Origin of the sequence: Mesorhizobium newzealandense, from assembly GCF_042682145.1 — a bacterium.
In the GTDB taxonomy this organism is placed as follows: Bacteria; Pseudomonadota; Alphaproteobacteria; order Rhizobiales; family Rhizobiaceae; genus Mesorhizobium; species Mesorhizobium newzealandense.
In genome coordinates, this window is record NZ_JBHUGZ010000029.1 from 35,176 (window position 1) to 58,842 (window position 23,667).

The 23,667-nt window shown below is 63.2% G+C and carries 23 protein-coding genes; 11 read left to right on the forward strand and 12 right to left on the reverse strand.

Annotation, left to right across the window (positions count from 1 at the left end; all coding sequences use genetic code 11):
• Both ACFSOZ_RS33475 and ACFSOZ_RS33480 read left to right on the forward strand, forming a co-directional pair.
• Positions 1–300 (forward strand): GNAT family N-acetyltransferase, encoded by a 300-nt coding sequence (locus tag ACFSOZ_RS33475; RefSeq protein ID WP_379105266.1) that lies wholly within the window; start codon positions 1–3, stop codon positions 298–300.
• 152 nt (positions 301–452) lie between these two features.
• Entirely contained in the window at positions 453–1,511 is a 1,059-nt protein-coding gene (locus ACFSOZ_RS33480) for a dipeptidase (RefSeq protein ID WP_379105268.1), read from the forward strand.
• A gap of 153 nt (positions 1,512–1,664) precedes the next feature.
• On the opposite strand, the gene ACFSOZ_RS33485 is transcribed toward ACFSOZ_RS33480, so the two are convergent.
• The 4 genes from ACFSOZ_RS33485 to ACFSOZ_RS33500 are packed head-to-tail and all read right to left on the reverse strand — an operon-like array spanning position 1,665 to position 6,320.
• Positions 1,665–1,907, reverse strand: a complete 243-nt coding sequence (locus ACFSOZ_RS33485) for a hypothetical protein (protein ID WP_379105270.1) — start codon at positions 1,905–1,907, stop codon at positions 1,665–1,667.
• Between the two features lie 2 nt (positions 1,908–1,909).
• Positions 1,910–3,145, reverse strand: a complete 1,236-nt coding sequence (locus ACFSOZ_RS33490; RefSeq protein ID WP_379105272.1) for an aminomethyl transferase family protein — start codon at positions 3,143–3,145, stop codon at positions 1,910–1,912.
• A gap of 3 nt (positions 3,146–3,148) precedes the next feature.
• Positions 3,149–4,714, reverse strand: a complete 1,566-nt coding sequence (locus ACFSOZ_RS33495) for a phytoene desaturase family protein (protein ID WP_379105274.1) — start codon at positions 4,712–4,714, stop codon at positions 3,149–3,151.
• Complete coding sequence (locus ACFSOZ_RS33500; RefSeq protein WP_379105275.1) at positions 4,701–6,320, reverse strand: phytoene desaturase family protein; 1,620 nt, start codon at positions 6,318–6,320, stop codon at positions 4,701–4,703. Before ACFSOZ_RS33500 ends, ACFSOZ_RS33495 begins: the two co-directional genes overlap by 14 nt.
• Before the next feature lie 200 nt (positions 6,321–6,520).
• Here ACFSOZ_RS33500 and ACFSOZ_RS33505 point away from each other — a divergent pair, with 200 nt between their 5' ends.
• The 5 genes from ACFSOZ_RS33505 (at position 6,521) to ACFSOZ_RS33525 (ending at position 11,654) form a co-directional block, all read left to right on the forward strand.
• A complete protein-coding gene (locus ACFSOZ_RS33505; RefSeq protein WP_379105277.1) occupies positions 6,521–7,321 on the forward strand; it encodes a class I SAM-dependent methyltransferase in 801 nt (266 codons plus the stop codon).
• A gap of 6 nt (positions 7,322–7,327) precedes the next feature.
• Entirely contained in the window at positions 7,328–8,041 is a 714-nt protein-coding gene (gene betI, locus ACFSOZ_RS33510; RefSeq protein ID WP_379105279.1) for a transcriptional regulator BetI, read from the forward strand.
• A gap of 33 nt (positions 8,042–8,074) precedes the next feature.
• On the forward strand, positions 8,075–9,157 hold the full coding sequence (locus ACFSOZ_RS33515) for an ABC transporter substrate-binding protein (protein WP_379105281.1): 1,083 nt from the start codon (positions 8,075–8,077) through the stop codon (positions 9,155–9,157).
• A 113-nt stretch (positions 9,158–9,270) separates the two neighbouring features.
• A complete protein-coding gene (locus tag ACFSOZ_RS33520; protein ID WP_379105283.1) occupies positions 9,271–10,347 on the forward strand; it encodes an extracellular solute-binding protein in 1,077 nt (358 codons plus the stop codon).
• The gene (locus ACFSOZ_RS33525; RefSeq protein ID WP_379105285.1) at positions 10,344–11,654 is read left to right on the forward strand and encodes a flavin monoamine oxidase family protein; all 1,311 of its coding nucleotides are present in this window, start codon (positions 10,344–10,346) and stop codon (positions 11,652–11,654) included. Before ACFSOZ_RS33520 ends, ACFSOZ_RS33525 begins: the two co-directional genes overlap by 4 nt.
• Here the strand turns inward: ACFSOZ_RS33525 and ACFSOZ_RS33530 are convergent.
• Genes ACFSOZ_RS33530 through ACFSOZ_RS33540 form a run of 3 tightly spaced genes read right to left on the reverse strand, consistent with a single transcriptional unit; the run spans position 11,618 to position 14,482 of the window.
• On the reverse strand, positions 11,618–12,691 hold the full coding sequence (locus ACFSOZ_RS33530; protein WP_379105481.1) for an ABC transporter ATP-binding protein: 1,074 nt from the start codon (positions 12,689–12,691) through the stop codon (positions 11,618–11,620). The two genes, ACFSOZ_RS33525 and ACFSOZ_RS33530, sit on opposite strands and share 37 nt — an antisense overlap.
• Positions 12,692–12,743: 52 nt before the next feature.
• Positions 12,744–13,568, reverse strand: a complete 825-nt coding sequence (locus ACFSOZ_RS33535; protein WP_379105287.1) for an ABC transporter permease — start codon at positions 13,566–13,568, stop codon at positions 12,744–12,746.
• Complete coding sequence (locus ACFSOZ_RS33540; RefSeq protein ID WP_379105289.1) at positions 13,565–14,482, reverse strand: ABC transporter permease; 918 nt, start codon at positions 14,480–14,482, stop codon at positions 13,565–13,567. Before ACFSOZ_RS33540 ends, ACFSOZ_RS33535 begins: the two co-directional genes overlap by 4 nt.
• Positions 14,483–14,737: 255 nt before the next feature.
• Here ACFSOZ_RS33540 and ACFSOZ_RS33545 point away from each other — a divergent pair, with 255 nt between their 5' ends.
• On the forward strand, positions 14,738–16,156 hold the full coding sequence (locus ACFSOZ_RS33545) for an aminotransferase (protein ID WP_379105291.1): 1,419 nt from the start codon (positions 14,738–14,740) through the stop codon (positions 16,154–16,156).
• A 31-nt stretch (positions 16,157–16,187) separates the two neighbouring features.
• Here the strand turns inward: ACFSOZ_RS33545 and ACFSOZ_RS33550 are convergent, their stop codons facing one another.
• On the reverse strand, positions 16,188–17,390 hold the full coding sequence (locus ACFSOZ_RS33550; RefSeq protein ID WP_379105293.1) for an aromatic ring-hydroxylating oxygenase subunit alpha: 1,203 nt from the start codon (positions 17,388–17,390) through the stop codon (positions 16,188–16,190).
• 496 nt (positions 17,391–17,886) lie between these two features.
• On the opposite strand from ACFSOZ_RS33550, the gene ACFSOZ_RS33555 reads away from it, so the two are divergent.
• Positions 17,887–18,297, forward strand: coding sequence for a hypothetical protein (locus tag ACFSOZ_RS33555; RefSeq protein ID WP_379105295.1), 411 nt, complete (start codon positions 17,887–17,889; stop codon positions 18,295–18,297).
• A gap of 124 nt (positions 18,298–18,421) precedes the next feature.
• Here ACFSOZ_RS33555 and ACFSOZ_RS33560 read toward each other — a convergent pair whose 3' ends face one another.
• Positions 18,422–20,509 (reverse strand): PAS domain S-box protein, encoded by a 2,088-nt coding sequence (locus tag ACFSOZ_RS33560; RefSeq protein ID WP_379105297.1) that lies wholly within the window; start codon positions 20,507–20,509, stop codon positions 18,422–18,424.
• A 79-nt stretch (positions 20,510–20,588) separates the two neighbouring features.
• A complete protein-coding gene (locus tag ACFSOZ_RS33565) occupies positions 20,589–21,362 on the reverse strand; it encodes a response regulator (RefSeq protein WP_379105299.1) in 774 nt (257 codons plus the stop codon).
• A 45-nt stretch (positions 21,363–21,407) separates the two neighbouring features.
• Here ACFSOZ_RS33565 and ACFSOZ_RS33570 point away from each other — a divergent pair, with 45 nt between their 5' ends.
• Entirely contained in the window at positions 21,408–22,094 is a 687-nt protein-coding gene (locus ACFSOZ_RS33570; protein ID WP_379105300.1) for a winged helix-turn-helix domain-containing protein, read from the forward strand.
• A gap of 70 nt (positions 22,095–22,164) precedes the next feature.
• On the opposite strand, the gene ACFSOZ_RS33575 is transcribed toward ACFSOZ_RS33570, so the two are convergent.
• Complete coding sequence (locus tag ACFSOZ_RS33575) at positions 22,165–22,332, reverse strand: hypothetical protein (protein WP_379105302.1); 168 nt, start codon at positions 22,330–22,332, stop codon at positions 22,165–22,167.
• Positions 22,333–22,396: 64 nt separating this feature from the next.
• Entirely contained in the window at positions 22,397–22,699 is a 303-nt protein-coding gene (locus ACFSOZ_RS33580; RefSeq protein WP_379105303.1) for a hypothetical protein, read from the reverse strand.
• A 352-nt stretch (positions 22,700–23,051) separates the two neighbouring features.
• Here ACFSOZ_RS33580 and ACFSOZ_RS33585 point away from each other — a divergent pair, with 352 nt between their 5' ends.
• Positions 23,052–23,513, forward strand: a complete 462-nt coding sequence (locus tag ACFSOZ_RS33585; protein ID WP_379105305.1) for a L,D-transpeptidase — start codon at positions 23,052–23,054, stop codon at positions 23,511–23,513.
• The last annotated feature ends 154 nt before the right edge of the window (positions 23,514–23,667 follow it).

Genomic DNA, 23,667 nt, shown 5'->3' on the forward strand with positions numbered 1-23,667 from the left:
ATGCCTGACCAACTGCCTGAGATCGAACTGGAAGATCGCGGCTCCAAGGGTCGTTATGTCCTGCGCGGACCCGGTGGTGCCGAGGCCGAGATGACCTTCACCAAGATCGGCGAGCACCAGATCATCATCGACCACACCGAGGTGCCGGATGCATTTCGCGGCCAGGGTGCCGGGCTTCGGCTCGTCACCCGCGCCGTCGAGGACGCGCGCGCGGCGGGCAAGAAGATCATCCCGCTTTGCCCGTTCGCCAATGCCCAGTTCCACCGTCACAAGGAATGGGCCGATGTGCTGAAGCAGTAGGATCGGCCGGCATTTCTTCGATCGGAACGGCGCGACATCAGGCTGTCATCCCACTGGGATGGCTTTGGCATTTGCACGGGTAGCGCATCTTGCCTAAGTGGATATGATATATCGCAGCCACCGCGCCGACAAACGAACCGAATGATCCCCCAATGACCGAAACCGACCTCGTTCCCGTCTTCGACGGCCACAACGATACGTTGCTCAGACTCTACCAGTCCAAAGACACAGACGTCGAAAAGCTGTTCCTCGAAGGGAAATCGGGCGGCCATATCGACCTGCCGCGCGCGAAGGCCGGCGGCTTTGCCGGCGGCATGTTCGCCATCTTTCCGCCGCCTGTCGAGAAATCCAGGCGCAGCGCCGTGCCGCTGGCGCCGAGCGATGCCGAGCCACTGCCGCCCGAGGTTCCGCGCGCCGATGCATTGACCTCGACGATCGCGATGGCCTCGATCCTGTTCAAGCTGGAACGAGCCGGAGCGCTCACCGTCTGCCGCAGTGCCGGCGATGTGCGCAACGCCATGGCGCAAGGCTCGATCGCGGCGGTGTTCCACATCGAAGGGGTCGAGGCCATCGATCCCGAACTCACCATGCTCGACGTGCTGCATGCCGCCGGCCTGCGTTCGCTCGGCATCGTCTGGAGCCGGCCGAACGCCTTCGGCCATGGCGTGCCGTTCCGCTTTCCGTCTTCGCCGGACACCGGCCCCGGGCTGACCGATGCCGGCAAGGCGCTGGTCAAGGCCTGCAACCAGCTGAAGATCATGATCGACCTGTCGCATCTCAACGAGAAGGGCTTTCGCGATGTCGCTGCGCTCAGCGATGCGCCGCTGGTCGCGACCCATTCCAACGTGCATGCGATCTGCGGCCATTCGCGCAATCTCACCGACTGGCAGCTGGGCGCGATCCGCGAGTCGGGCGGCATGGTCGGGCTGAACTTCGCCACCGGTTTTCTGCGCGAGGATGGCCGCATGAATGCCGACACCAGCCTCGACATCATGGTGCGCCATGTCGATTCGCTGCTGCAGGCGCTGGGCGAAGACGGCGTCGGCCTCGGCTCGGATTTCGACGGCGCCATGATCCCGGCCGTCATCGGTGACGTCGCCGGCCTGCCGAAGCTGATCGATGCGCTGGCGGCGCGCGGTTTCGGCCGTGCGCTGATCGAGAAGATCGCCTATCGCAACTGGCTGAGCATGCTGGAAAGGACGATCGGCTAAGGTCTGTCGATATTCAGGTGAGGCCGGCCTGCGAATGGCTGCTTCCTGCGCTTCCGGTGCTCACGTACTTTAAGTACGCTCCGCTCCGGTTCTCGGAAGCCACAATTCTCGACTCGGCCTGACCTGATTCTCAACAGACCTTCGGCGAAAAAACTAAGCGCCAATGCGCTTCAGCCAGTCCTTGCCGACGCCGCGATCGCGGATGATCGACAGCGGATTTTCCGAATCGAGCCGCGCGCAGATGCGGTAGACCTCGAGCGCCTCGGCGGTCATCTCGCCACGCTTGTAGAAGAACATGGCGGCGGCATAGCGTGTGCGCCCGGACCATTTCTCGCCGAGCGGCGTGTTGACCAGCTCCCACTGTTCGGCTGCTTCGAGTTCCGCCTCGTCGGTCATGGTCAGAAATCCGCCGGCGGATTGGCGGTGCGGCGGTCAAGCTTGATGAAGGGGCGCTGCACGACCTTGGCCCGCTTCATCAGCTTCTGATACTGCAGCTCGCGCATGGCATAGATCTCGACCCAGAGATCCTCGACCATGGTATCACCGTACGGCCGCGCCAGCGAGGCGATGGCGATGTTGCGCTTGGCCATCGGCGACCACATGGCGGCGCTGACCAGGCCGACCTCCTGGCTTTTCTTGTGATAGACGATAGCGTGTTCGGCGGGGATGTTGCCCTCGATCTCCAGCCCGACCAGCACATGGCGCAGCTTGCGTTTCGCCCTTGCTTCGAGGACGGCGCGGCGGCCGTTGAAATGAGCTTTCTCGAGATCGATCATGAAGCCGAGGCCGATCTCGTCTGGCATGCGCAAGCGATCGGCGCGGATGGCGTGCTCGGCGGTGGTGAAATCGGCATTGGCGACGATCAGCCCGGCCTCGAGCCGGGCGCGGTTGAGCGCGGTGTAGCCGATGGCGCGGATGCCGCGCAGTTCGCCGGCCGTCATCAGCCGGTCCCACAGGCTCAGCGCCTTGTCGGCCGGCACGAACAGTTCGTAGCCGAGATCGCCGGTGAAGCCGGTGCGCGAAATGCTGACGACGCCGCCGTCATGCGGGAAGTCGGCGAGGTCGAATATTTTCAGCTTATCGACGCCGGCGAAGCCGGCATCGCGCAGCACGGCGAAGGAGGTCGGTCCCTGCAAGGCGAGGCCCGCAACGGCCTCGGTCTCCTCCTCGACTGTTGCGTCGAAGCCGATGGCACTGTCGAGCAGCCAGGGGAGATGCCGCTCTTGCGAACACAGCCGGAAGCGCGTCGGCGACAGCCGGAACAGCGTGCCATCGTCGAGGACAAAGCCCTCGTCGTCGCACCACGCCGTGTAGTGGACGCGGCCGGGTTTTAGCTTGGTGACATCGCGCAAGGTAACGCGGTTGAGGAAGGCTTCGGCGTCCGGCCCCTCGATCCGGTATTTGGTCATCGGCGAAATGTCGAACAGCGCCGCCTGACTGCGGATGGCGAAATATTCGAGCTCTTCGTCCCATAGCGAATGCGGCGCGCGGTAGCCGGCCCAATTGTACCAGTCCTGGGTTTTGGCCAGTGCGTCGATGCGCGGCTGGAACGGCGTGCCGAGCCGCAGCGTGCGGAAATGGCTTTGGGCGGCGATGCGGGCGGAGATGGGCTTGTTCTTGGTCGCCTGGGCCATGGTTTACCCCTTCATCGCGATGATGCGCCGCGCGGCGTTGAGGCCGGGAGCGCCGGAGACGCCGCCTCCGGGATGCGAACCCGCGCCGGCCAGGAACAGCCCATCGACGGGTGTATCGTAGCTTGACCAACCCGAGACGGGCCGCGAGATGAGCATCTGGTCGGCCTGCAATTCACCGTGGTGCCAATGGCCGCCCGGCATGCGGTAGCGCATTTCCATGTCGGCTGGCGTGAGCAACTCTGTGTGCAGCACGCTCTTGCCGATGCCAGGCGCATAGGCCTCGAGCTGCGCCATGATCGCCTTGAGGAATTTCGGCCGGCCGGCAGCCCAGCCCTCTTTGAGCGCGTACGGCGCGTATTGCACGACCGCCGACAGCACGCAGGCGCCGCCGGGCGCGAGCGACGGGTCGGCAAGGCTGGGCAGCGTGATCTCCATCACCGGCTCGCGTGAGAACTCGCCATATTTGGATGGGTTGAAGGCGCGTTCGACGTGATCGGGCGAGGGGGCGATGACCAGCCGCCCCCTGTGGCCGGCGGCATCGACGCCAGTGAATTGCGGTGGCCGGTCGAGCGCCAGATTGAGCTTGGCCGCATCGCCCCTCATGCGGATATTCTTCACCTTGCGCACGAAGCCGGTGTCGATCTCGCGCGGCCCGACAAGGTCGAGGAAGGTGGTCGCCGGATTGATGGCGGAGACGATCGTCCTGGCGCGCAGCACCTCGCCATTGTCGAGCGCGACGCCGACGGCACGGCTGTTCTCGACGATGATCTTCGCCACCGGCGCCGATGTGCGGATGGCGACGCCCGCCTTTTCCGCCGAGGAACGGATGGCGGCGACAACCGCGCCCATGCCGCCTTGCGGCAGGATCTGCGCGCCAGTCGCCCCGCCGGTCTCGCCGGCCAGCCGGTAGTAGAGGCCGAGCAATGAGGTCGGCGAGCGCGGGCCGAGATGGCTGCCAAGCGTCGCATCGAAGGCGAGCAACCCCTTAAGCCGGTCGTCATCCAGCTGCTCGTCGAGCAGATCGGCAACGTTCATCAGCAGCACGCGCAGGAAGTCGCGCATGTCTTCCTTGCCGAGCCTCTTCAGCGCCAGCGCGGTCTGGCCGAGTGAAGCGGTTTCGAGCAGCGATATACCGGCCAGATCGGGTGGACGGCGGGAGAGGAACGGCTTCAATATGCCGGCATAGCGCAGCAGTTGCGCGCGCAATTCCTTCCAGGCGGACTGCTCGGACGAACTGGAGCCGGTCAGCACCTCGCCATAGGCGCCATGCAGGATCAGCGGCGGGCCATCCTTCGACAGCGCAACCGATGGCATGAAATCGGCGCGGGCGACTTTTAGCCCGTGTTTGTCCAGTTCCAGCGTCTTCACCACATCGGGATGCAGCCGATTCAACAGATGGGCGATTGACGAGACACGAAAGCCGGGCGCGAGTTCTTCGGTGCGCGCGGCGCCGCCGACTTCGGCTCCGGCCTCCAGCACCAGCACCTTGCGGCCGGCTTTCGCCAGTGTGGCCGCGGCGACGAGGCCATTGTGGCCGCCGCCAACGATGATCGCATCAAATGACGTCATGGGCAGGGCTCATATGCGAGGTCGATTTGGCGAGGTCGCGCAGGATTTCGGCCGCAGCATTGCGGCCGGGCGCACCCATGACGCCGCCGCCGGGATGGGTCGAGGAGCCGCACATATAGAGGCCACCAACCGGCGAGCGGTACTGCGCGTAACCCGGCACCGGACGGTTGAACAAAAGCTGGTCGAAGGTCAGTTCGCCCTGGAAGATGTTGCCTTCGGTGAGGCCGACCTCGGCCTCGATCTCGCGTGGCGTGCGCACCTCCATGTGAACGATGCGGTCGCGGAAGCCCGGCGAATACTCCGCGATCTGCGAGATCACGCTTTCGGCGAAGCCGTCGCGGTCTGCGTCGGTCCATTCTCGACCGCCAATCTTCGGTGGTGCGTATTGCACGAAGCAGCTCATGAAGTGCTTGCCGGGTGGCGCCATGGTCGGGTCGAGCGTCGTTGGCATGACCATGTCGAGGAAGGGATCCGCCGACCAGCGGCCAGCCTTCCAGTCGTCATAGGCGCGCTCCATGCGCTCCATCGAATCGGTGAAATGCATGTCGCCGCGATAGACCGGCGAATCCTTCGGCAGGGCCGGGAATTCCGGCAGCGAATCGAGCGCGATGTTGACCTTGCCGGAGGAGCCGCGGATCTTGAAGTTCCTGATCCGACGCAGGAAGATGTCGGGCAGTTCCTTCTCTTCGACCAGCTTCAGGAAGGTGCGCTTCACATCGGCGTTCGAGACTACGAGCTTGCCGTGGATCTCCTCACCGCCGGCCAGCACCACGCCCTTGGCCTTCCCGCGTTGGACGAGCACATGATCGACCTCGGCGCCGGTGCGGATGGTTCCGCCCGACGCCTTGAACGACGAGGCCAGCGCCTTGGTGACGGCGCCCATGCCGCCGCGCGCATAGCCCCAGGCGCCGACCGAGCCATCGACCTCGCCCATATAGTGGTGCAGCAGCACGTAGGCCGTGCCAGGCGACATTGGCCCGAGCGCGGTGCCGATGATGCCCGAAAGCGCGAAGTTCGCCTTGATGACATCGGTCTCGAAATATTCGTCGAGAAATTCCGAGATCGACATGGTCCAGAAACGCAGCGTCAGCGCCATTTCCTGCGCCGACAGGCCGGCGAATTTCTTGCCGAGATATAGAAGCTCGCCGAGGTCACGCGGCCGTAGGCTGGTCGGGTCGGGCGCGGTGCGCATCAACAGCGGCTGGATGAAGCGGCACTGCCGCGTCACATCACGGGCATAGCGGTCATAGGCTTCGGCATCGCGCATCGAGAAGCGGGCGAACTCACGCCGGTGGGCGTCGTGGTCGCGGTAGTTGGCGAGATAGTCGCCGTCGCGCGTGAACACCGCGCCGCCCTCGTAGGAGATGACCTGCAGGCCGAAGCGCGGCAGTTCGAGGTCGCGCATGATCTCGGGGCGAAACAGCGAGCAGACATAGGAGCAGTTGGAATAGAGGAAGCCCGGCGTCAATTCCCGGCTGGTGGCAGCACCGCCGACCCAGTCGTTCTTCTCGACCACCAGCACGTCGAGGCCGGCGCGCTGCAGATAGCAAGCGTTGACCAGACCGTTGTGTCCGCCGCCGATGATGATCGCATCCCAAGCTTTCATTTTGGCCCAGTCTTCATTCCGACCCGCTCTTCATTTTTGCGTGATCTGTCCCCGAATGCGCGGAATTTGGCACGGCAGTCGCCGTTCTGTCCAGCCATATTGAATGAATGTTCAACAAATGGTGTTGCGTTTTGCCCTGTATGCGCTACGCTTTGCCGGCAGTCGAAAGTGCGTAAATCGGCTGAAGGGGCCGAGATCCGATGATCGAAACGGCAGCTGCCGAGCCGGAGTATGACAACACCGCCATCCGCTTCCTCGAGGCGTTGTGGGGCGACGGCTACCTGTCGCCCGGCGGGCCGGACGAGGTCGACCGGGTGGTCGAAGGGCTTTCACTCAAGGGCAAGACTATTCTCGACATCGGTTGCGGCTCCGGCGGCATCACGCTGCATCTCGTCGAGCGCCATGGTGCCGCCCACGCCACTGGCTTCGATGTCGAACAGCCGGTGATCGAGACGGCGGTCGGGCGCGCCGCCGCGCGCGGGTTCACGGATCGCGCCAGCTTCGTTCAGGCCCCGCCGGGACCACTGCCGTTCGCCGATCGCTCCTTCGATGTCGTCTTCTCCAAGGATGCGCTGCTGCATGTGCCTGACAAGGATGCCTTGTTCGCCGAGATCTTCCGCGTGCTCAGGCCGGGCGGCGTCTTTGCCGCCTCCAACTGGATGATCTCGCATGACGGCGAACCGTCGCCCGAGATGAAGGCCTATGTCGCGGCGGAAGGGCTGTCCTTCGCCATGGCATCGCCGGCACGCTATGCGCAGGCGATGCGCCGAGCCGGCTTTGCCGATATCACGGTCAGGGATCGTAGTCCCTGGTACCGCGACGTCGCGCGCGGCGAGCTGGAAAGGCTGAAGGGGTCGCTCTATCCGGCGGTCGCGGCTGTGGTCGGCGCCGCCTATGTCGACAAGAACATCCGAACCTGGGAAGCCATGCAGAAGGTGCTTGACAGTGGCGAACACCGTCCCACTCATCTTCGCGGGTGGAAGCCGGATGCAAATGGATAGCCGGCGATGCTGGAGATCATTGCACGCATGAAGACGGCAGACGCCAGGGAAGCGCTTCTTGAATCGGCGCGAAAAACCGAATCCGAAAAGCGCGGACGCAAGGCCTCGAAGGAGGTCAGGCAACTTCAGCTCATCGAGGCGACGATCGATTCGCTGGCCAAGCGCGGCTATTCGGAGACGACAATGGCCGATGTCGCCGACGGCGCCGGCCTGTCGCGCGGCATCGTCAATTTCCATTTCGAAAGCAAGGAAAAGCTGCTGATCGCAACCTTGCAGTACATGTATGACGAGTACTCGGCGCATTGGCGCAATGCCCTGCAGAAGGCAGGCGATGATCCCGCCGATCAGCTACGCGCCCTGGTCTCCGCCGATTTCGACCGTTCGATCTGCAACAAGCGCAAGCTGGCTGCCTGGTGCGCCTTCTGGGGCGAGGCCAAGTCGCGGCCGACTTATCAGGCGCTGAGCAGCGCCCGCGACGCCGTCTATCAGACCATCTTCATCGACCTGTGCGCGACGCTCAAGCAGAGCGGCGACTACGCCTACGAGCCGCAGGTCATGGCGCTGGCGCTCAGCGCCATGCTGGAGGGGCTGTGGCTGCGGTTGATGATGGGGACCGAGGACACCACCCGCGAGACCGCCTTGCAGGCGGCAAACGAATTCCTGTCGGCGGCATTCCCCAAACACTATCCGTGGAAGGGCAGCGGCGCGACGAAACCATAAGAAAATCAGAACAAGACAGAGGATGGAACAGCAATGAAGACATTCACTCGACGCCTGACATTGACCCTGGCACTGGCTGGGACGCTGGCGGCGTCCGCCGCCGCACTGGCGATCGCCGCCGACAAGGACCTGATCGTGTTCGACTGGTCCGGCTACGAAGATCCGAGCTTCCATCCGAAATATGTCGAGAAGAACGGCGACTCGCCGACCTTCGCCTTCTTCGGCGACGAGGATGAGGCGTTCGAGAAGGTCCGCTCGGGCTTCAAGGCCGATCTCGGTCATCCCTGCTCGCAAAGCGTGACGAAATGGCGCGAGGCCGGCCTGCTGCAGCCGCTCGACACCTCCAAGATCACGGGCTGGAAAGACCTCAATCCCGGCATCATGGCGATGAAGGATCTTGCCACGACATCGGACGGCAAGGCCTGGTTCATGCCCTGGGACTGGGGCAACACGCAGCTGACCTACAACTCCTCCAAGATCGACGCCAAGGATGTGCAGTCGCTGAAGGCGTTCGCCGATCCCAAGTTCAAGGGCCGGGTGTCGATCGGCGACAATGTCGACGACGCCTACGCGCTTGCCAGTCTGGCCATCGGCCTCAAGGACTGGACCAAGATGACCGACGACCAGTTCAAGCAGGCGTCGGATTTCCTGCGCCAGGTGCACAAGAACGTGCGCTCCTACTGGACCGACACGACCGACGTGGTGCAGTTGCTGAGCGGAGGCGAGGTCGATCTCGCCTGGGCGTGGAACGATGCAACCGTGCAGTCGGTGGCGGCCGGCGTGCCGATCAAGGCCAAGAAAGACACCGACGAAGGCATCTCGACCTGGGTCTGCGGCTACGTGCTGTTCAAGGACGCGCCTGGCAACATCGAAAAGGCCTATGATTTTCTGAACGCGGTCAACGACCCGGAGACCGCCAAGGTGCTGGTCAAGGACTGGGGCTACGGCCAGGCCAACGCCCAGGGAATGGCCGGCGTCGACCAGGCGGTCCTGAAGGACAAGGGCTATGACGACGTGCAGAAATTCGTCGACAAGACTCTGTTCCAGTCACCGGTGCCTTCCGACCTCAAGCTCAAGATGATCGCCGAATTCGAGAAGATCAAAGCCGGTTATTGAACCTGTTTGGAATGTCGTCCGCCCGCCGACATGGCGAGCGGACGGGCTCGCCAAGGCCGCCGAATTCTCCTAACCTCGCAGCGATCTTTTTCGCGATGGGGGAGTTTCGCGCCATGAAGTCAGTGCTACGCCGCCTTGCCCTCGCCGCCGCGTGTTTGATCGGCGCCGGCGAGGTCTATGCGTTGGCCGAAGGCGGTGGCGACCTCGTGGTGTTCGACTGGTCCGGCTACGAGGATCCGCTGCTGCATCCCGCCTACGCCACCAAATATGGCGCTGAGCCGACCTTCTCCTTCTTCGGTGACGAGGATGAAGCCTTCGAGAAGATGCGGGCCGGCTTCAAGGCCGATATCGCCCACCCCTGCTCGCAGAGCGTGGTCAAGTGGCGCGAGGCCGGCATGCTGCAGCCGCTCGACACGTCCAAGATCACGGGCTGGAAAGACCTCAATCCCGGCATCATGGCGATGAACGATCTCGCCACCACCGCCGACGGCAAGGCCTGGTTCATGCCGTTCGACTGGGGCAACACCTCGCTGCTCTACCGCTCCGACAAGGTGACGGCTGATCAGGCACAGTCGCTCAGGATCTTTGCCGATCCGAAATTCAAGGGCCGCGTCACCATCGGCGACAATGTCGACGACGCCTATGCGCTGGCAAGTCTGGTCATAGGCCTCAAGGACTGGACCAAGATGACCGACGCGCAGTTCCAGGAGGCGTCTGCCTTCCTGCGCGACGTGCACAAGAACATCCGCTTCTACTGGACCGACGACACCGACCTCAACCAAGCCTTTATCGGCAATGAGGTCGACCTCGTCTGGGGCTGGAACGAGACCTTCGTGACGCTCAAGGGGCAAGGCATGCCGATCGCCATGAACCGCGACACCAAGGAAGGCATTTCGACCTGGGTGTGCGGCTATGTGCTGATGAAGGATGCGCCGGGCAAGCTCGATGAAGCCTATGATTTCCTCAATGCCGTCAACGCACCCGCGGTGTCGGACTACCTAGTCAAGACCTTCGGCTATGGCCATGGCAATGGCGCCGGCATGACGGCTATCGACCACAAGGTGCTGGCCGACCGCGGCTTCGACAATCTCGACAAATTCCTCGACAAGACGCTGTTCCAGCAGCCGGTGGCACCTGATCTCAAGCAGCGCATGGTGGCCGAGTTCGAGAAGATCAAGGCCGGCTATTGACGAGCGAACTGGAAAGAACCGATGTCGTCATCGTTGGCGCCGGCTTCACCGGCCTGTCGGCGGCGCTTGAGCTGAAGGCAGCCGGCATCGATTTCATCCTGTTCGAAGCACAAGACCGTGTCGGTGGTCGGGTCGAGTCCAGACAGAACGGGCTTGGCGAGCGCATCGACAGCGGCGGCCAGTTCATCTGCGACGACATGCCTGAAGTGATGGCGCTGGCGCGGTTGCGCGGCAAGACGCTGGTCCGGGCGTATGCGGAAGGCGATTTCGTCGCGCAGCCGCCAATGAGCGCGAGCGAGGGAGCGCGGACCTACGGCGCGTCCATGGCCATTCGCGAACGGATGAACGCGATTGCACCGGACGACCCTGCGATCGCCGGATTGAGTGTCGCCGCATGGCTTGCGCGACAGGATGATCCCGAAGCGGCCAAGGCGGCCTTTAGCGCAATGATCGAGGGGCTCTGGTGTCAGGCGCTGGAGAGGTTGCCACTCTGGCACCTGATCGACAATGACCGCCGCATCACCAACGAGGTGACAGAGCTCCAGTATCTGCTCGCCGAGACGATGCATTCGCTGGCCGATGATCTCGCGTCCGACCTCGGTCGCCGAATCCGGCTCGGCTCGGCTGTGGCGCGCGTCGAACAGGGGTCGGATGGTCTTCGGGTCGTCACCGACTCTGGGTTGATTGCCGCAACTTCCGTGCTGGTTGCCGTGCCGCCGGTGATGGCATCGAAGATCGCGGTTTCACCGCCCTTGCCGGCACCGCTGTCGAAGGCGCTCGACGTCTGGCGCAGCGGCATGGTCATCAAGATCCAGCTGCGCTATGCCAGTGCTTTCTGGCGCGATAGGGGGCAAAGCGGCATCGTCATCTGGCGTGAACCGTCGAGCCTTTTTGCCTGCGACGTCAGCAAGGATACTAGTCATCCGGCGCTGGCGTTCTTCATCGGCGGTTCGCTTGCCAAGTCCTGGGGCGATCTCGATGAAGCAACGTTGCGTACCGAAGTTACATCCCGGCTTGTCGCGGCATTGGGCGATGAGGCCGGGGCCATAATCGATTTCAGTTTCCGCATCTGGACTGACGACCGATGGAGCGGCGGCGGCTATGCCGATCTGATCCTCGATATGGCAGCGACTGATGCCGAGCGCGTGCTTGTGGCCGGGGCGCCGCCGATCCATTTCGCATCGTCGGAACTGTCACCTTCATTTCCGGGCTATGTCGAAGGCGCGATCATTGCCGGACGCATCGCCGCGCGAAAGATCATCTCCGAAATTCAGTCCGCCATCGCCACCAGCGCTTCCGGATCATAGGCAAGGCGGATCGAGGTGCCGACCGGGATGTCGTCGGCGCCGAAATCGTTGGTCTCGGTCACCGACAGCGGCTTTTCCAGGCCCGGTATCTCGACGATCAGATGGGTGATCTCGCCAAAATAGTGGCGTTCGACCACCTTGCCGGCGACCTCGAACTTCGCCGTCGCATTGTCCCACAGCACGCGCAGGCGCTCCGGCCGAATGCCGAGCGTGGCTGTGCCACCATTGCGCACGAAGGCCTTGGGCTTGTCGGTCCTGACGCGGCCGAATCCCAGCGTGTCGACGACCAGCGAGGCGCCATTCTCCTCGACAATCTGCGCCTTGACGAAATTCATGCCGCCGAGGAAGTCGGCAACCTGGCGGTTGACCGGCCGTTGGTAGATTTCCTTCGGTGAGGCGACCTGCGCTATTTTTCCGCCAAACATCACTGCGATGCGGTCGGACATGGCGAGCGCTTCATACTGGTCGTGGGTGACCAGCACGAAGGTGATGCCGACCGCCTGTTGCAGGCGGCGCAGTTCCACCTGCATCTGCTCGCGCAGTTTCTTGTCCAACGCCGACAGCGGCTCGTCGAGCAGCAGCACCTTGGGGCGCATCACCAGAGCACGGGCGAGCGCCACGCGCTGCCGCTGACCGCCGGAAAGTTCTGTCGCCAGGCGCTTGCCGAGGCCGATCAGCGACACCTGCGCCAGCGCTTCCTCGACCCGCCGCTTTTCCTCGCCGCCCTGCAGCTTCAGTCGCTTCAGCCCATAGGCAACGTTCTGCTCGACGTTGAGATGCGGGAAGATCGCATAGCTCTGGAACACCATGTTGGTCGGCCGGCGATTGGCCGGGATGCCTTCCATCGGCTGGCCACCGACCGAGATCGAGCCGCTGGTCGGATTGTCGAAGCCGGCAATCATGCGCAACAGCGTGGTCTTGCCGCAGCCGGACGGACCGAGCAGCGAGAAGAATTCGCCCTCCCTGATGGTCAAGGAGGCGTCGTCGAGCGCCTTGAACGCGCCATAGCTGCGAGTGACGCTGCGGATCTCGATCATCGCTCGTTCAGGCTTGGACCGGTCTTCCTGGGGACGCTCGATTTGCGGCTGCTCAGGCATAGAGGCCTCCCTCGTTCTGGGTGCGTCTGGCCGCGCGGCGACGCAGGACTTCGGCGACGGTCATCAGCAGGAAAGAGGCAATCAGCAGCAGCGTGCCTAGCGCCAGCACGCCGGGCAATTTCGCCGCGAAGCGCAGCTGGCCCCAGATGTAAATCGGCAGCGTCGCATCGGTACCGGTGAGGAAGAAGGCGATGATGAACTCGTCCAGCGAGATGGTGAAGCAGACCAGCAGGCTGGAGATGATCGCCGGCGCCACCATCGGCAGCGTCACGCGGCGGAACGTGCCGAAGGCGCTCTCGCCGAGATCGGCGGAAGCCTCTTCCAGGCTGCGGTCGAAGCCTTCGAAGCCGGAGGTCAGCACCGTCATCGAATAGGGGATGCAGACCAGGACATGGCCGAGCACGACGGTGAACAGTGACAGGCTCAAGCCAAGCTGCAGCATCACCAGCAGCATCGAGATGGCGACGATCACTTCGGGCAGCACCAGCGGCGCCATGATCAGGCCGTTGATGGTGCGGCGGCCGGGATAGCGGTAGCGGGTGATCGAGCGGGCGGCGAGGATGCCGAGCACGGTGGAGAGGACCGCGGCCGATACGCCGACGATCAGGCTGTTCCAGGCTGCGTCGAGCAGAGCCGGGGTGCGGGGCAGATCCTCGTACCAATGCAAGGTGAAGCCGGAGAGCGGAAACTTCGGCGTCGCCGCCGTGTTGATCGAGAAGATCGGCAGGAAGATGACAGGCAGATAGAGGAACACGACGTAGAGGAACGCGTAGGCCGGCAGCCAGCCGCCGGACAGGAAGCGCCGCACCGCCGTCATCGCGCCAGCCTCTGCAGGGCGCGGATGATGAGCACCGTGGCGCCCGCCATCAGCGTCACGATCAGCATGGTGGTGACGGACAGGGCAGCACCCAGTGGCCAGTTGGAAGCCTTGCCGAACTGCGCCTGGATGGCATTGGCGATCATGACGCCGTCCTTGCCGCCGACGAGCTTCGGCGTGACATAGTCGCCGACGGTCGGGATCATGACGATCAGCGCCGCAGAAATCACGCCTGGCGCCGACAGCGGCAGTGTCACGCGCAGGAACGAGCGCAGCGGGCCGTCACCGAGATCGGTGGCTGCTTCGACCAGCGTGCGGTCGACCTTTTCCAGCGAGACAAAGATCGGCAGGATGGCGAAGGCCGCCCAGGCATGGGTGAGCGTGATGATGACGGCGGTCGAATTGTAGAGCAGCGCGGTCGATGGCTCGTCGATGATGCCGAGGCCCATCAGGCCGGAATTCAAGACGCCGTTGTAGCCGAGGATGACCTTCCACGACATGACGCGCAAGAGGTAGCTGGTCCAGAACGGGATGGTGATGAGGAACAGCCACAGGCTCTTGTGGCGGCCGCCATGGAAGGAAATGAAGTAGGCGATCGGATAGGCCAGGATGACCGTGAACAGACTGACCGTCAGCGAGATGTAGAGCGAGCGCCACAAGAGATCGCGGTAGATCGGCTCGGTCAGCGCGACGCGGTAGTTTTCCAGCGTGAAGGTGCGGTCGATGGTCAGGTAGTTCTGCGTCCAGAAGGAGTGGGCAATGACCACCAGGATCGGCAGGACGAGAAGGATGAGGGCGTAGAGAAAGGTCGGGCTGATCAGGGCAAGGCCCTGGACGGGTTCGGATTGCAGAAGGGCATTTCGTCTGGCCCGCGTCATCCGCAACGGGGGCGACCCTTCCGCAGCCGCCGTCATTGCAGGGCTCCGGGTGTGATGTCGGTTGCTGGCCTGGACTGTCCCGCCATGCGGCTCCCATTGTGCTGGCGCCGGCTCCTGTTCCCCTTGCCGGCTTTCTTTCATCATGCGCGCATCCGCCGATTGAAATCAAGCGCTATTTCTGCGATATTGATTGAACAGACATTCAAAATTGAGTGAAGAAAGCCGGGATTTCCGACATTTGACGCTGAGTTTCATGCCTGAGAAAATTCGACTGGATGACTGGAGGCGATTGTGGCTGCTGCGAGAGATCTGAGAACGACCGAAACGGCTGATATCGGTGGTGACGATGCCGTCGAGCTGGCCAAGCGCCATCTTATTCAGCCCTGGCCGTTCGCCGCTTCGGTCGGTGCCGAAGCGCGCGCGTTGATCGGCGAAGGCGACGGCATCTACATCACCGACAGCACCGGCAAGCGGCTGATCGACGGGCCTGCCGGTATGTGGTGCGTCAATGTCGGCCACCGCCGCGAGGAACTCGCCAGGGTGATGTATGACCAGGCGATGGCGCTGTCCTACAACACGCCGTGGTACACGATGAACGCGCCGTCGGCGGAACTCGCCATGCGCATCGCCGGCCATGCGCCAGGCGATCTCAGCCACGTCTTCTACACCACCGGCGGCTCTTCGGCCGTCGAGACGGCGCTGCGCTTCATGCAGTTCTACAACAATGTGCGCGGCCGGCCGGAAAAGAAGCTGATCCTGAGCCGGGGCGGCGCCTATCACGGCTCGACCTATCTGTCGGCCTCGCTCAATGGCCGTCCGCGCGACCGCGACTGGATGGACGGCGCCGACGAGCTGGTGATCAAGCTGTCTTCGCCCGATCCGTTCCGCCGCCCGCGCGGCATGAGCGTTGCCGCCTTCACCGATTTCCTGGTCGATCAGTTTCGTGACACGGTTGCCCGCGTCGGCGCCGACAAGATCGGCGCTTTCGTCGGCGAGCCGGTGCAGGCATCCGGCGGCGTCATCGTGCCGCCCGACGGCTACTTAAAGCGTATCCGCGGGATCTGCCGCGACAACGACATCCTCTATGTCTCCGACGAGGTGGTGACGGCCTTCGGCCGGCTTGGCCATGTCTTTGCCTCCGGCGACGTGTTCGGTATCGATCCCGACATGATCACCTTCGCCAAGGGCGTCACCTCGGGCTATTTCCCGCTTGGCGGCGTCATCATCTCGGAGCGGCTGCTGGAAGAGTTGCGGCGCTCGAATCACCCTGACGCGATGTTCGGCCACGGCCTGACCTACACCAGCCACCCCGTCGGTTGCGCAGTGGCGCTGAAGAACCTCGACCTGCTGGAAGAGGGCGTGCTTGCCCATACACAGGACGTCGCGCCCTATTTCCAGGCGCAGCTGAAGACGCTGGAAGAGCTGCCGCTGGTCGGCGAGGTGCGCGGTTTGGGGCTGATGGGCTGCGTCGAATGCGTGGCGGACCGCGAGAGCAAGGATCCGCTGCAGCTCGACAAGGATGTCGGCAAGCGCATCGACGCGCATTGCCACGAGCTTGGCCTTTTGGTCCGGCCGCTGATCAACATGTGCGTGATGTCGCCGCCGCTGGTCATCACGCGCGAGCAGATCGACGACATGGTCGGCATCTTGCGCGAGGGCATTTCGCGCACGATGGATGATTTGAGGAAAGAAGGGGTGTGGCGGGGGTAACGGCTAATCTCCCCACGAGGCCGTCCGCCCCCTACGATCGCGACCTGAGCGCGTCGTTCAGATTCCACATGTCCTTCTCCTCGGGTGCGGTCTCCAGGCCCAGCACCGGCAGCATCTTGCGCAGATGGTCGTGATGGGTACGCACGCCATATTCGAGGTCCGAGAGATAAAAGCCCTCGAAGGCTTCGGACAGCATGGATTCGTTCGACCACACGGAAAGCTGGACGTCCTCCGACATCGTGTCGCGATCGATGCGGAAGGAGAGGTAGCGGGCGGCGGCCTGCTCGCGGCTCTCGTCGCGGTAGCGATAGATGGCGCCGCGCAGCAGGGTCTGCCCGGTCGACAGCGGAAACTCCTGGTAGAACTGCACCGATTCCGGCATCACCGAAATGACCGCATTGGGGAAGATGCCGTAATAGACCCAGGCCTTCTTCAGATAGTCGGGCAGATGCGCCGGCTCGGGCGCGATCTTGACGTAATTCTTGACGCTCCAGCGGCGGCCGGCATGCGGGTTGTAGGTGGCAAAGGAGCGCGACACGCCGTTGATGAAGGGTTCGTCGAAATAGGTGGCGCCGTAGAGATCCTGCAGGGCGGGATGCGCCATGGCGACGTGATAGCCCTCATTGTCGACATCGCGAACCGACTTCCAGTTTACCGGGGTCTTCTGGGTCCAGATGCCCCAGGAGGGCACCATGTCGGCGGCATTGTAGTGCGCGAATTCGGGCTCGATCGGCTTCATCAGCTCAGCCACCGAAGGCTGCGGCCCGCCATTACGGAAGCGGATGAAGATGAAGCCCATCCAGACCTCCAGATCGAGCGGCATCAAGCCGAATTCGGTCTTGTCGAGATCGGGGAACGAGCGCGGGCGTGCAGCTCCGCGCAGCGTACCGTCCAGATTGTAGACCCAGCCATGGAACGGGCACACCAGCGCATTCTTGCAATTGCCCTGGCTGTCGGCGACGACGCGGCTGCCGCGGTGGCGGCACATGTTGTTGAAGCCGCGCACGACGCCATCCTTGCCGCGCACGATCAAAGCGCGTTCGCCAACCACGTCCATGGTCAGGTAATCGCCGGAATTCGGTATATCCGAGACATGTCCGACGATCTGCCAGTGGTTGCGAAAGACGTACTCCTTCTCGAGCTCGAGAAGAGCATCGGAATGGTAACTCCAGCCCGGTAGTCCCCGCCGGTCCCAATCGTTGGGGATCGCCACGTCACGGAGGTGCGGGTTCATAAACGTCTCTTCTTTTTGTTGAATACTCATTCAATAAAAGCATATTTTGCATTGAAATGCAATGACTTGTGAAAATTCAACGATTTTCAAGATGGAATCCACGTGTCGTCTGGAGCCAAAATCTGCGCGGCTGTCGGCCCGGAAAACCCCGAAGAATCCGGGTGTTAGTCATGGTTTCAAAGGCGCTGTCCCGACACGAACTCGCGAAGCAAACGGAGCGGAGGACAAAGCGCCTCGCGGGGGCAGAAAGGGCTTGCCGCCCGCTGGCTTTGACTACGTTCCGGCGGCGCATTGGCCACGGCAATCAACGTCGATCCGGGCGAAGGATCATTCTTCGAGAGGATGTGCGAACTGCCGTGACCGTTTTTGCCCGATTCTGCCCGAAACACTGTTTCAGAACCCGTTACATTGTCAGTCTTGCGTCACCTTCGCGCTGTTACACAGCTCAGCTAAGTTCGTTTCATCACCAAAAAGAAACTCAGCGAAGGGGAAGACGATGTTTGCGAAAATCCAGACGACCCGCGGTGAGTGCCGCTTCCAGGCCCCAGAGCGCAATGACCGCCGTCCGAAACTGGCGCTGCGCCAGCGCGCCAGCGATCACCCCATGGCGATGTTCATCATGCTGGCTGCCTGTGCCTTCATCGGCATGGCGTTCACGCCGACAATCGGGCCGGCCTTCGCTTCGTTGAATCCACCAGCCAACGTCGTTGACGGCGCGCAGACGACGACCAAGACCGCGCGTCTGCCGGTGCCGGCAACCGACTTCGCCTGCAAGGGACAGGCCTGGGGTGCCGAGAGCATCGATTGCCTGCGCGCCATCGCCATGCAGTCCGGAGCACACAAGACCCGCGCGATCCGCTTGATCGCCAATGCCGCACCGTTGACCGGCACGCCGAACGTTTTCTGATTTTTGTCGAAGCCTGATCCCGAAACCGGTTCCCATCTTGGGATCAAGCTCCGACCTCCCCGAGCGCTGCCTCCAGCGCGCTCTTCTTTGGCTCCCGCCGTGACGTCGGCCGGGAGCCTCTTTTTTATCCCTTCAATGCAGCCTGTTCGGCAATGGCGGACAGCACGCTGCGTACGTCCAGCGTGCTGAACGGCTTCTCCAGGATCTGCGGCCGCTGCTGCGCCGGCAAGGCCTCGATTTCGGCTTTAGCGCCGATCAGGTCGCCGGTGACCAGCACGAAACGCCGTGCCAGGTCAGGCTTTTCGGCAAGCAGCTCGCGATAGATCGATATGCCGCTGATGCCCGGCATGCGCAGGTCCGAAAAGACGATGTCGGGCGGCATGTGGCCGCTCAAGGTGGCGGTGCCCGATTCCCAGACAGGAACGATCCGCGACTTGATGCCCATCAATTCGAGAATGTCGGAGAGCGAGCCGGCGACATCCGGCTCGTCATCGATGATCAAGGCGTGGCGCAAGCCGCTCGAGCGCGGCTGGTTCTCGCCGGCGCTGGCGACGCCTGCCGCGATGGGCGGCAGCTGGACGACGAAACGCGCGCCCCTCGGCACGACTTCCTCGAACCAGACATTGCCATTGTGACGCTCGATGATCGATTTCGAGATCGACAGGCCGATGCCGGTGCCGACGCCGACCGGCTTGGTGGTGAAATAGGATTCGAAGATGCGGCCGCGGATCGCTTCAGGCACGCCGGGGCCGTTGTCCGCGACCGAGAAGCAGGGGTTGCCCCGGTCGCTGCGGAACGTCCGCACCTTGATCAGCCGGTCGCCGGCAACGCCGGCCAATGCATGCTGGCTATTGATGAGGAAGTTGGCCGCCACCTGCGTCACATGGTCGGCATCGGCCATGACCAGCAGCGGGCCGGCGGCGAAATCGGTGTCGATGATGATGCCGCTTGAGCGCGCGCCATAGGCGGTCACCTCGAGGGCTGCGCGGATCACCTGGTTGAGATCGGTCTCGGCCTGTGCCGCGGGATGAAGACGGACCATCGACAGGAAGCTCTTGACGATGCGGCCGCAGCGCTCGGCGGCGGCGCGCACTTTCTCGGCACGCACCTTGGTCTGCGGATCGGAGGCGAATTCGTGCAGCAGCGTCGATTGCGCCACCACCACGGCCAGCGGGTTGTTGAGCTCGTGCGAGACGCCGGCCAGCAACGACCCCATCGCCGCCATCTTCTCGTTCTGGTGGAGCTTCTCGCGCTGGCGACCGATCTCCTCCTCGGCGCGCAGTCTGTCGCGCAGGTCGCGGATCGAGCCGAAAATCAGGCGGCGGTCGGCAACCCGCATCTCGGTTGCCGTCAGCTCGATCGGGAACACCTCGCCGGCGGCGTTCTGGGTCACCGTCTCAAGCCGCTGGCCGACCATCGGCGCGCCGCGGCCGGACATGTATTCGGCCCCCGACGAATAGCCCTTGCGGTAGTATTCCGGCACGACGGTGTCGAGCAGGTCCTTGCCGAGGATGTCGCTGCGCAGGAAGCCGAACATCTTCTCGGCGGCCGGGTTGAACTCGATGATCGAGCCGGTCTCGTCGATGACGATGATGGCATCGAGCGAAGCCTGCAGCATGGTGCGGCGGATGACCTCGCTGGCATGGGCGTCGGAGGGCGATCGCTCGATGGCGTCGCCGATGGCGAGCGCAATGATGTGCAGCGTCGCCTCTTCCTCGTCGGTCCACTCGCGCTCGTCGACGCAGTCATTGACCGCCAGCGTGCCCCACAGATTTCCGTGCGCGAAGACCGACACCGACAGGAAGGACTTGATGTTCTGCTTTTCGAAATCGGTTCTCAGGAAGCCTTCGAGGTTGCGCGTATGCCCGGCGAAGATCTTGCCTTGCCGTTCATCCTCGGCCACCCGCTCGAGCAACGGGTCCGAATTGACGACCGACTGCATGATGACGGTAGGAGATGCCAGTTCTCCGCCGAAGTCGGGGTCGATCCAGTAGGCGGCGACAGACTGGGCGAAGCCCTGTCCGGGCAGTTCGCGCAAGCGGAAGAGGATGCCGCGCTGGCATTCCATGGCACGGCACAGCGTCTCCAATATGCCTTCCATCTCGCGCTGCCAGTCGCCGGCCTCGCGCAGCCGGCGAACGACACGCACGGCCGCCATCGCCGCGCCCTGCCTGAGCCCTTGCATATCCTTGCTTGCTGCTTCAGCGGTCATCTTCTGCCGTCATTCCAGAGTCGTGCCAATTTCGATCGACGAGCAACGGCCGCGAACCGAACCCCTCTGGCCCCGGTGCTCAGTTGCCGTCGCCGGTCGGCAGCGAGAAGATATAGCCTTCGCCGCGCACCGTGCGCAGGAATTTCGGGTTGGCCGGGTCCGTCTCGATCTTCTTGCGCAGCCGCATGATGCGAATGTCGACCGCGCGCGACGATTCCGGGTCTTCGGTGAAGCCGATCGCCTCGGAGATCGCGGCGCGGGTCAGCAGCCGGTTGGCGCGGGTCAGGAAAACCTCCAGCACGTCGAATTCGCTCTTGGCCATGTCGATCACGGCGCCATTGACGCCGGTGACCAGCCTGCCGTCGAGATCAGCCTGGAAAGGGCCGAAGGCAACGGAGCGGCGATCCGTCGAGGCCTTCTTACCCTGCGGCTCCTGCGGCTGAGGGACCCGGCGCAACACGCTGCGGACCCTCGCCAGCACCTCGCGCAATTCGTAGGGCTTGACGATGTAGTCGTCGGCGCCAAGTTCCAGCCCGACGATGCGGTCGAGTGCAGTGCCCGCAGCGGTCGCATAGATGATGCCGATCGGCAGCCGCGACCGCAGCCAGCGGCCGAGCGAGAGGCCATCCTCGCCCGGCATGGCGATGTCGAGGATGGCGAGATGGAACGACTGCGTTTCAACGAGGCTGCGCGCGGCGGCGGCACTTTCGGCGGTGACCACGTCATAGCCGGCGGCGCCCAGATATTCGGCGACCGCGTCCCTCAGGTCGGGCTCATCCTCGACGATGACAATTCTTGCCCGCACGATGCTTTCGCTCCCACTTTCAGTGGAAAGTAGATTGGGTATAAACATGATGTCCAGCACTCATATCCGGTTGCCAGGGAACGGTTGAAAAATATGGCCGCACGATCCGTCATTGCGCTCGTTTCCGTCGCCGAAGTGGTCGCGACCGAACTCGCCGACCATCTCGATCGGCGTGGCCACGATGTGCGCCAGGCGCGGCAGCCATGGGAGGCCGAATCGCTGCTGTCGGGAAAGGGCATCGACGTCGTCGTCGTCGGCGACAGCGTCAGCCAGGCGGAGGGGCGGGACCTGCTCAGGCGCCATGGCGGCGAGGGCGGGCCAGATTTCATCCTGATCTGCCGGCCGGCCGATCTCGTCGACAAGGTGCTGGCGCTCGAGCTCGGTGCGGCCGACGTCGTCGAGAGCCCGCTCAATGTCAGGGAACTCGCCGCCCGTGTCGGCGGCCTGCTTTCGCGGCGCGGCAGGGGCACCCAGGAGTTGATCGTGCTGGAGAACGCGACCGTCGATCTGAGATCGGCCATGGTCATGCATCGCTCCGGGACGGAAGAGCAGCTTTCGCCCGGTCAGGTGGCGCTGCTCAGGCTGTTCCTGGCCAGTCCGCGCAAGGTGCTGACGCGTGACGACATCATCGCCGCGGCACCGGCCGAAAACGCCGACGCCTTCGATCGCTCGATCGATTCGCGCATCGTGCGGCTGCGCCGCAAGCTCGACACCGACACCATCACCACAATACGCGGCGCCGGTTATCGGTTCGATCCGCCGCAGCAATTCGCCGACTGACGACCGGGCGCTGAGGCCATCTCTTCCGTTGAGCATCGGATTCTCCACCTGGATCCGATGCCCCCGACGCTCAGCGCACCACCAGCAGCGATGGCCCCGAAGGCATGTCATTGCCCATGGTGAGTTCGCTCGCATGGGCGCGGTCCCTGAGCAGCACGGTGACAACGCCGGCAAAGCCGAGCAGGCCCTGCGCGTAAAGCAGTGCGGAAAGCACCGAAGCGGCAAATTTCGTTTTCATCGTACCAGTTCCCCAAATGTGTGTTGCAGGGTTCTTCAGGATACTCCCGAAGAGCCCGCGCCGCTCAGGAGCCCCCCGTCGCGGCGCGGGCCTTCGGTCCTCTCGGCAGCAAGTTGCCGGAGGGGCCGCGCATTCTCGTCAGCCTAAGACCGACCCGCCAGAGGGCCTTGAGCCGAGCGATGCGCAGGCTGGAAACAATCCAGACCGTGGCGAAAAACAGTGCGGCATGCAGCGTCGAAATCTCGCCGGACGTCATCGCGCCGAGCCTTGTCAGCGGGTTGCCGGCAACCGTGCCGACGCCGCCGATGACAGTTGCCGCGATGCTGATCCTGAGAACCCAGGACAGTGCGTTCGATTTCGTTTCCATTTTCGTTACCGGCTGTTTTCGTTGCGTCAACTTTGCTGGCGGCCCGTATCCGGATCATGCCGCTCGAAGCTGTGCTTTGTTGCAGATTGGTTTCGGGATTGATGGCTCTTCTTTCGTATGTAGGAAATTTGCATTTAGTTTAGGGACAAATACTCATGTTTTTGGGGATCACGGTCTCGCCAGCAGGCTGCGTCTGGTCCCTATTTCGGGTCCGTGGACGGCACTGCTTGTTAACCAGGGGAAACAGATTCGAAACACAAACGCGCATTTCGCGAAATCTGCTTGAAACATGATGTTGGGATAAGCGGCCATCGAATTGGAGCCGGCCAGCCCGGCAGAGAGAGGGGACATCATGAACACCGCCATTTCCGCCAAGCTCATCAACATCACGGCCGCCGCCCTGACGGGTGCAGCACTTCTGCTCGGCGCCGGCTCAGGCGCTGCCCATGCCGCCAACAAGATCGTGGCGCGGGTTTCGCTCTCGCAGCAGATCATGGAAGTCTCGGTCGACGGCCGGCCGGCCTTCGCCTGGAAGGTTTCCACCGGCGACGGAGCGCATGTGACGCCGACCGGCTCGTTCAAGCCGACGCGCATGCATGCGATGTGGTATTCGAAGAAGTACGACAACGCGCCGATGCCGCATTCGGTCTTCTTCAGCGGCGGCTATGCGGTGCATGCCACCAATGCGATCAAGCGCCTTGGCCAGCCGGCTTCGCATGGCTGCGTGCGGCTGCATCCCGACAATGCCGCCGATTTCTATCAGCTTGTCGAAATGTTCGGGCCAACCAACACCAGCATCCTCATCGTCAAGTAGCAGGCTGTGGAACGGGCCGGCCAACTGCCGTACCTCGTTCGAGACTCCCGCAGGAAAGCTTCTCGGGTATTGAGTGCAGCTTAAACCGACGGTATTGAGCCCAGCCCAAAAAAAGAGGCCGGAATTTTCCGGCCTCTTTTTTGTCATCTGCCTT

Excerpts from the sequence above, each read along its gene's own strand:
- ACFSOZ_RS33475 (WP_379105266.1), top strand. The coding sequence starts at position 1 with ATGCCTGACCAACTGCCTGAGATCGAACTGGAAGATCGCGGCTCCAAG.
- ACFSOZ_RS33480 (WP_379105268.1), top strand. The coding sequence starts at position 453 with ATGACCGAAACCGACCTCGTTCCCGTCTTCGACGGCCACAACGATACG.
- ACFSOZ_RS33485 (WP_379105270.1), bottom strand. The coding sequence starts at position 1,907 with ATGACCGACGAGGCGGAACTCGAAGCAGCCGAACAGTGGGAGCTGGTC.
- ACFSOZ_RS33490 (WP_379105272.1), bottom strand. The coding sequence starts at position 3,145 with ATGGCCCAGGCGACCAAGAACAAGCCCATCTCCGCCCGCATCGCCGCC.
- ACFSOZ_RS33495 (WP_379105274.1), bottom strand. The coding sequence starts at position 4,714 with ATGACGTCATTTGATGCGATCATCGTTGGCGGCGGCCACAATGGCCTC.
- ACFSOZ_RS33500 (WP_379105275.1), bottom strand. The coding sequence starts at position 6,320 with ATGAAAGCTTGGGATGCGATCATCATCGGCGGCGGACACAACGGTCTG.
- ACFSOZ_RS33505 (WP_379105277.1), top strand. The coding sequence starts at position 6,521 with ATGATCGAAACGGCAGCTGCCGAGCCGGAGTATGACAACACCGCCATC.
- betI (WP_379105279.1), top strand. The coding sequence starts at position 7,328 with ATGCTGGAGATCATTGCACGCATGAAGACGGCAGACGCCAGGGAAGCG.
- ACFSOZ_RS33515 (WP_379105281.1), top strand. The coding sequence starts at position 8,075 with ATGAAGACATTCACTCGACGCCTGACATTGACCCTGGCACTGGCTGGG.
- ACFSOZ_RS33520 (WP_379105283.1), top strand. The coding sequence starts at position 9,271 with ATGAAGTCAGTGCTACGCCGCCTTGCCCTCGCCGCCGCGTGTTTGATC.
- ACFSOZ_RS33530 (WP_379105481.1), bottom strand. The coding sequence starts at position 12,691 with ATGATCGAGATCCGCAGCGTCACTCGCAGCTATGGCGCGTTCAAGGCG.
- ACFSOZ_RS33535 (WP_379105287.1), bottom strand. The coding sequence starts at position 13,568 with ATGACGGCGGTGCGGCGCTTCCTGTCCGGCGGCTGGCTGCCGGCCTAC.
- ACFSOZ_RS33540 (WP_379105289.1), bottom strand. The coding sequence starts at position 14,482 with ATGACGGCGGCTGCGGAAGGGTCGCCCCCGTTGCGGATGACGCGGGCC.
- ACFSOZ_RS33550 (WP_379105293.1), bottom strand. The coding sequence starts at position 17,390 with ATGAACCCGCACCTCCGTGACGTGGCGATCCCCAACGATTGGGACCGG.
- ACFSOZ_RS33555 (WP_379105295.1), top strand. The coding sequence starts at position 17,887 with ATGTTTGCGAAAATCCAGACGACCCGCGGTGAGTGCCGCTTCCAGGCC.
- ACFSOZ_RS33560 (WP_379105297.1), bottom strand. The coding sequence starts at position 20,509 with ATGACCGCTGAAGCAGCAAGCAAGGATATGCAAGGGCTCAGGCAGGGC.
- ACFSOZ_RS33565 (WP_379105299.1), bottom strand. The coding sequence starts at position 21,362 with ATGTTTATACCCAATCTACTTTCCACTGAAAGTGGGAGCGAAAGCATC.
- ACFSOZ_RS33570 (WP_379105300.1), top strand. The coding sequence starts at position 21,408 with ATGGCCGCACGATCCGTCATTGCGCTCGTTTCCGTCGCCGAAGTGGTC.
- ACFSOZ_RS33575 (WP_379105302.1), bottom strand. The coding sequence starts at position 22,332 with ATGAAAACGAAATTTGCCGCTTCGGTGCTTTCCGCACTGCTTTACGCG.
- ACFSOZ_RS33580 (WP_379105303.1), bottom strand. The coding sequence starts at position 22,699 with ATGGAAACGAAATCGAACGCACTGTCCTGGGTTCTCAGGATCAGCATC.
- ACFSOZ_RS33585 (WP_379105305.1), top strand. The coding sequence starts at position 23,052 with ATGAACACCGCCATTTCCGCCAAGCTCATCAACATCACGGCCGCCGCC.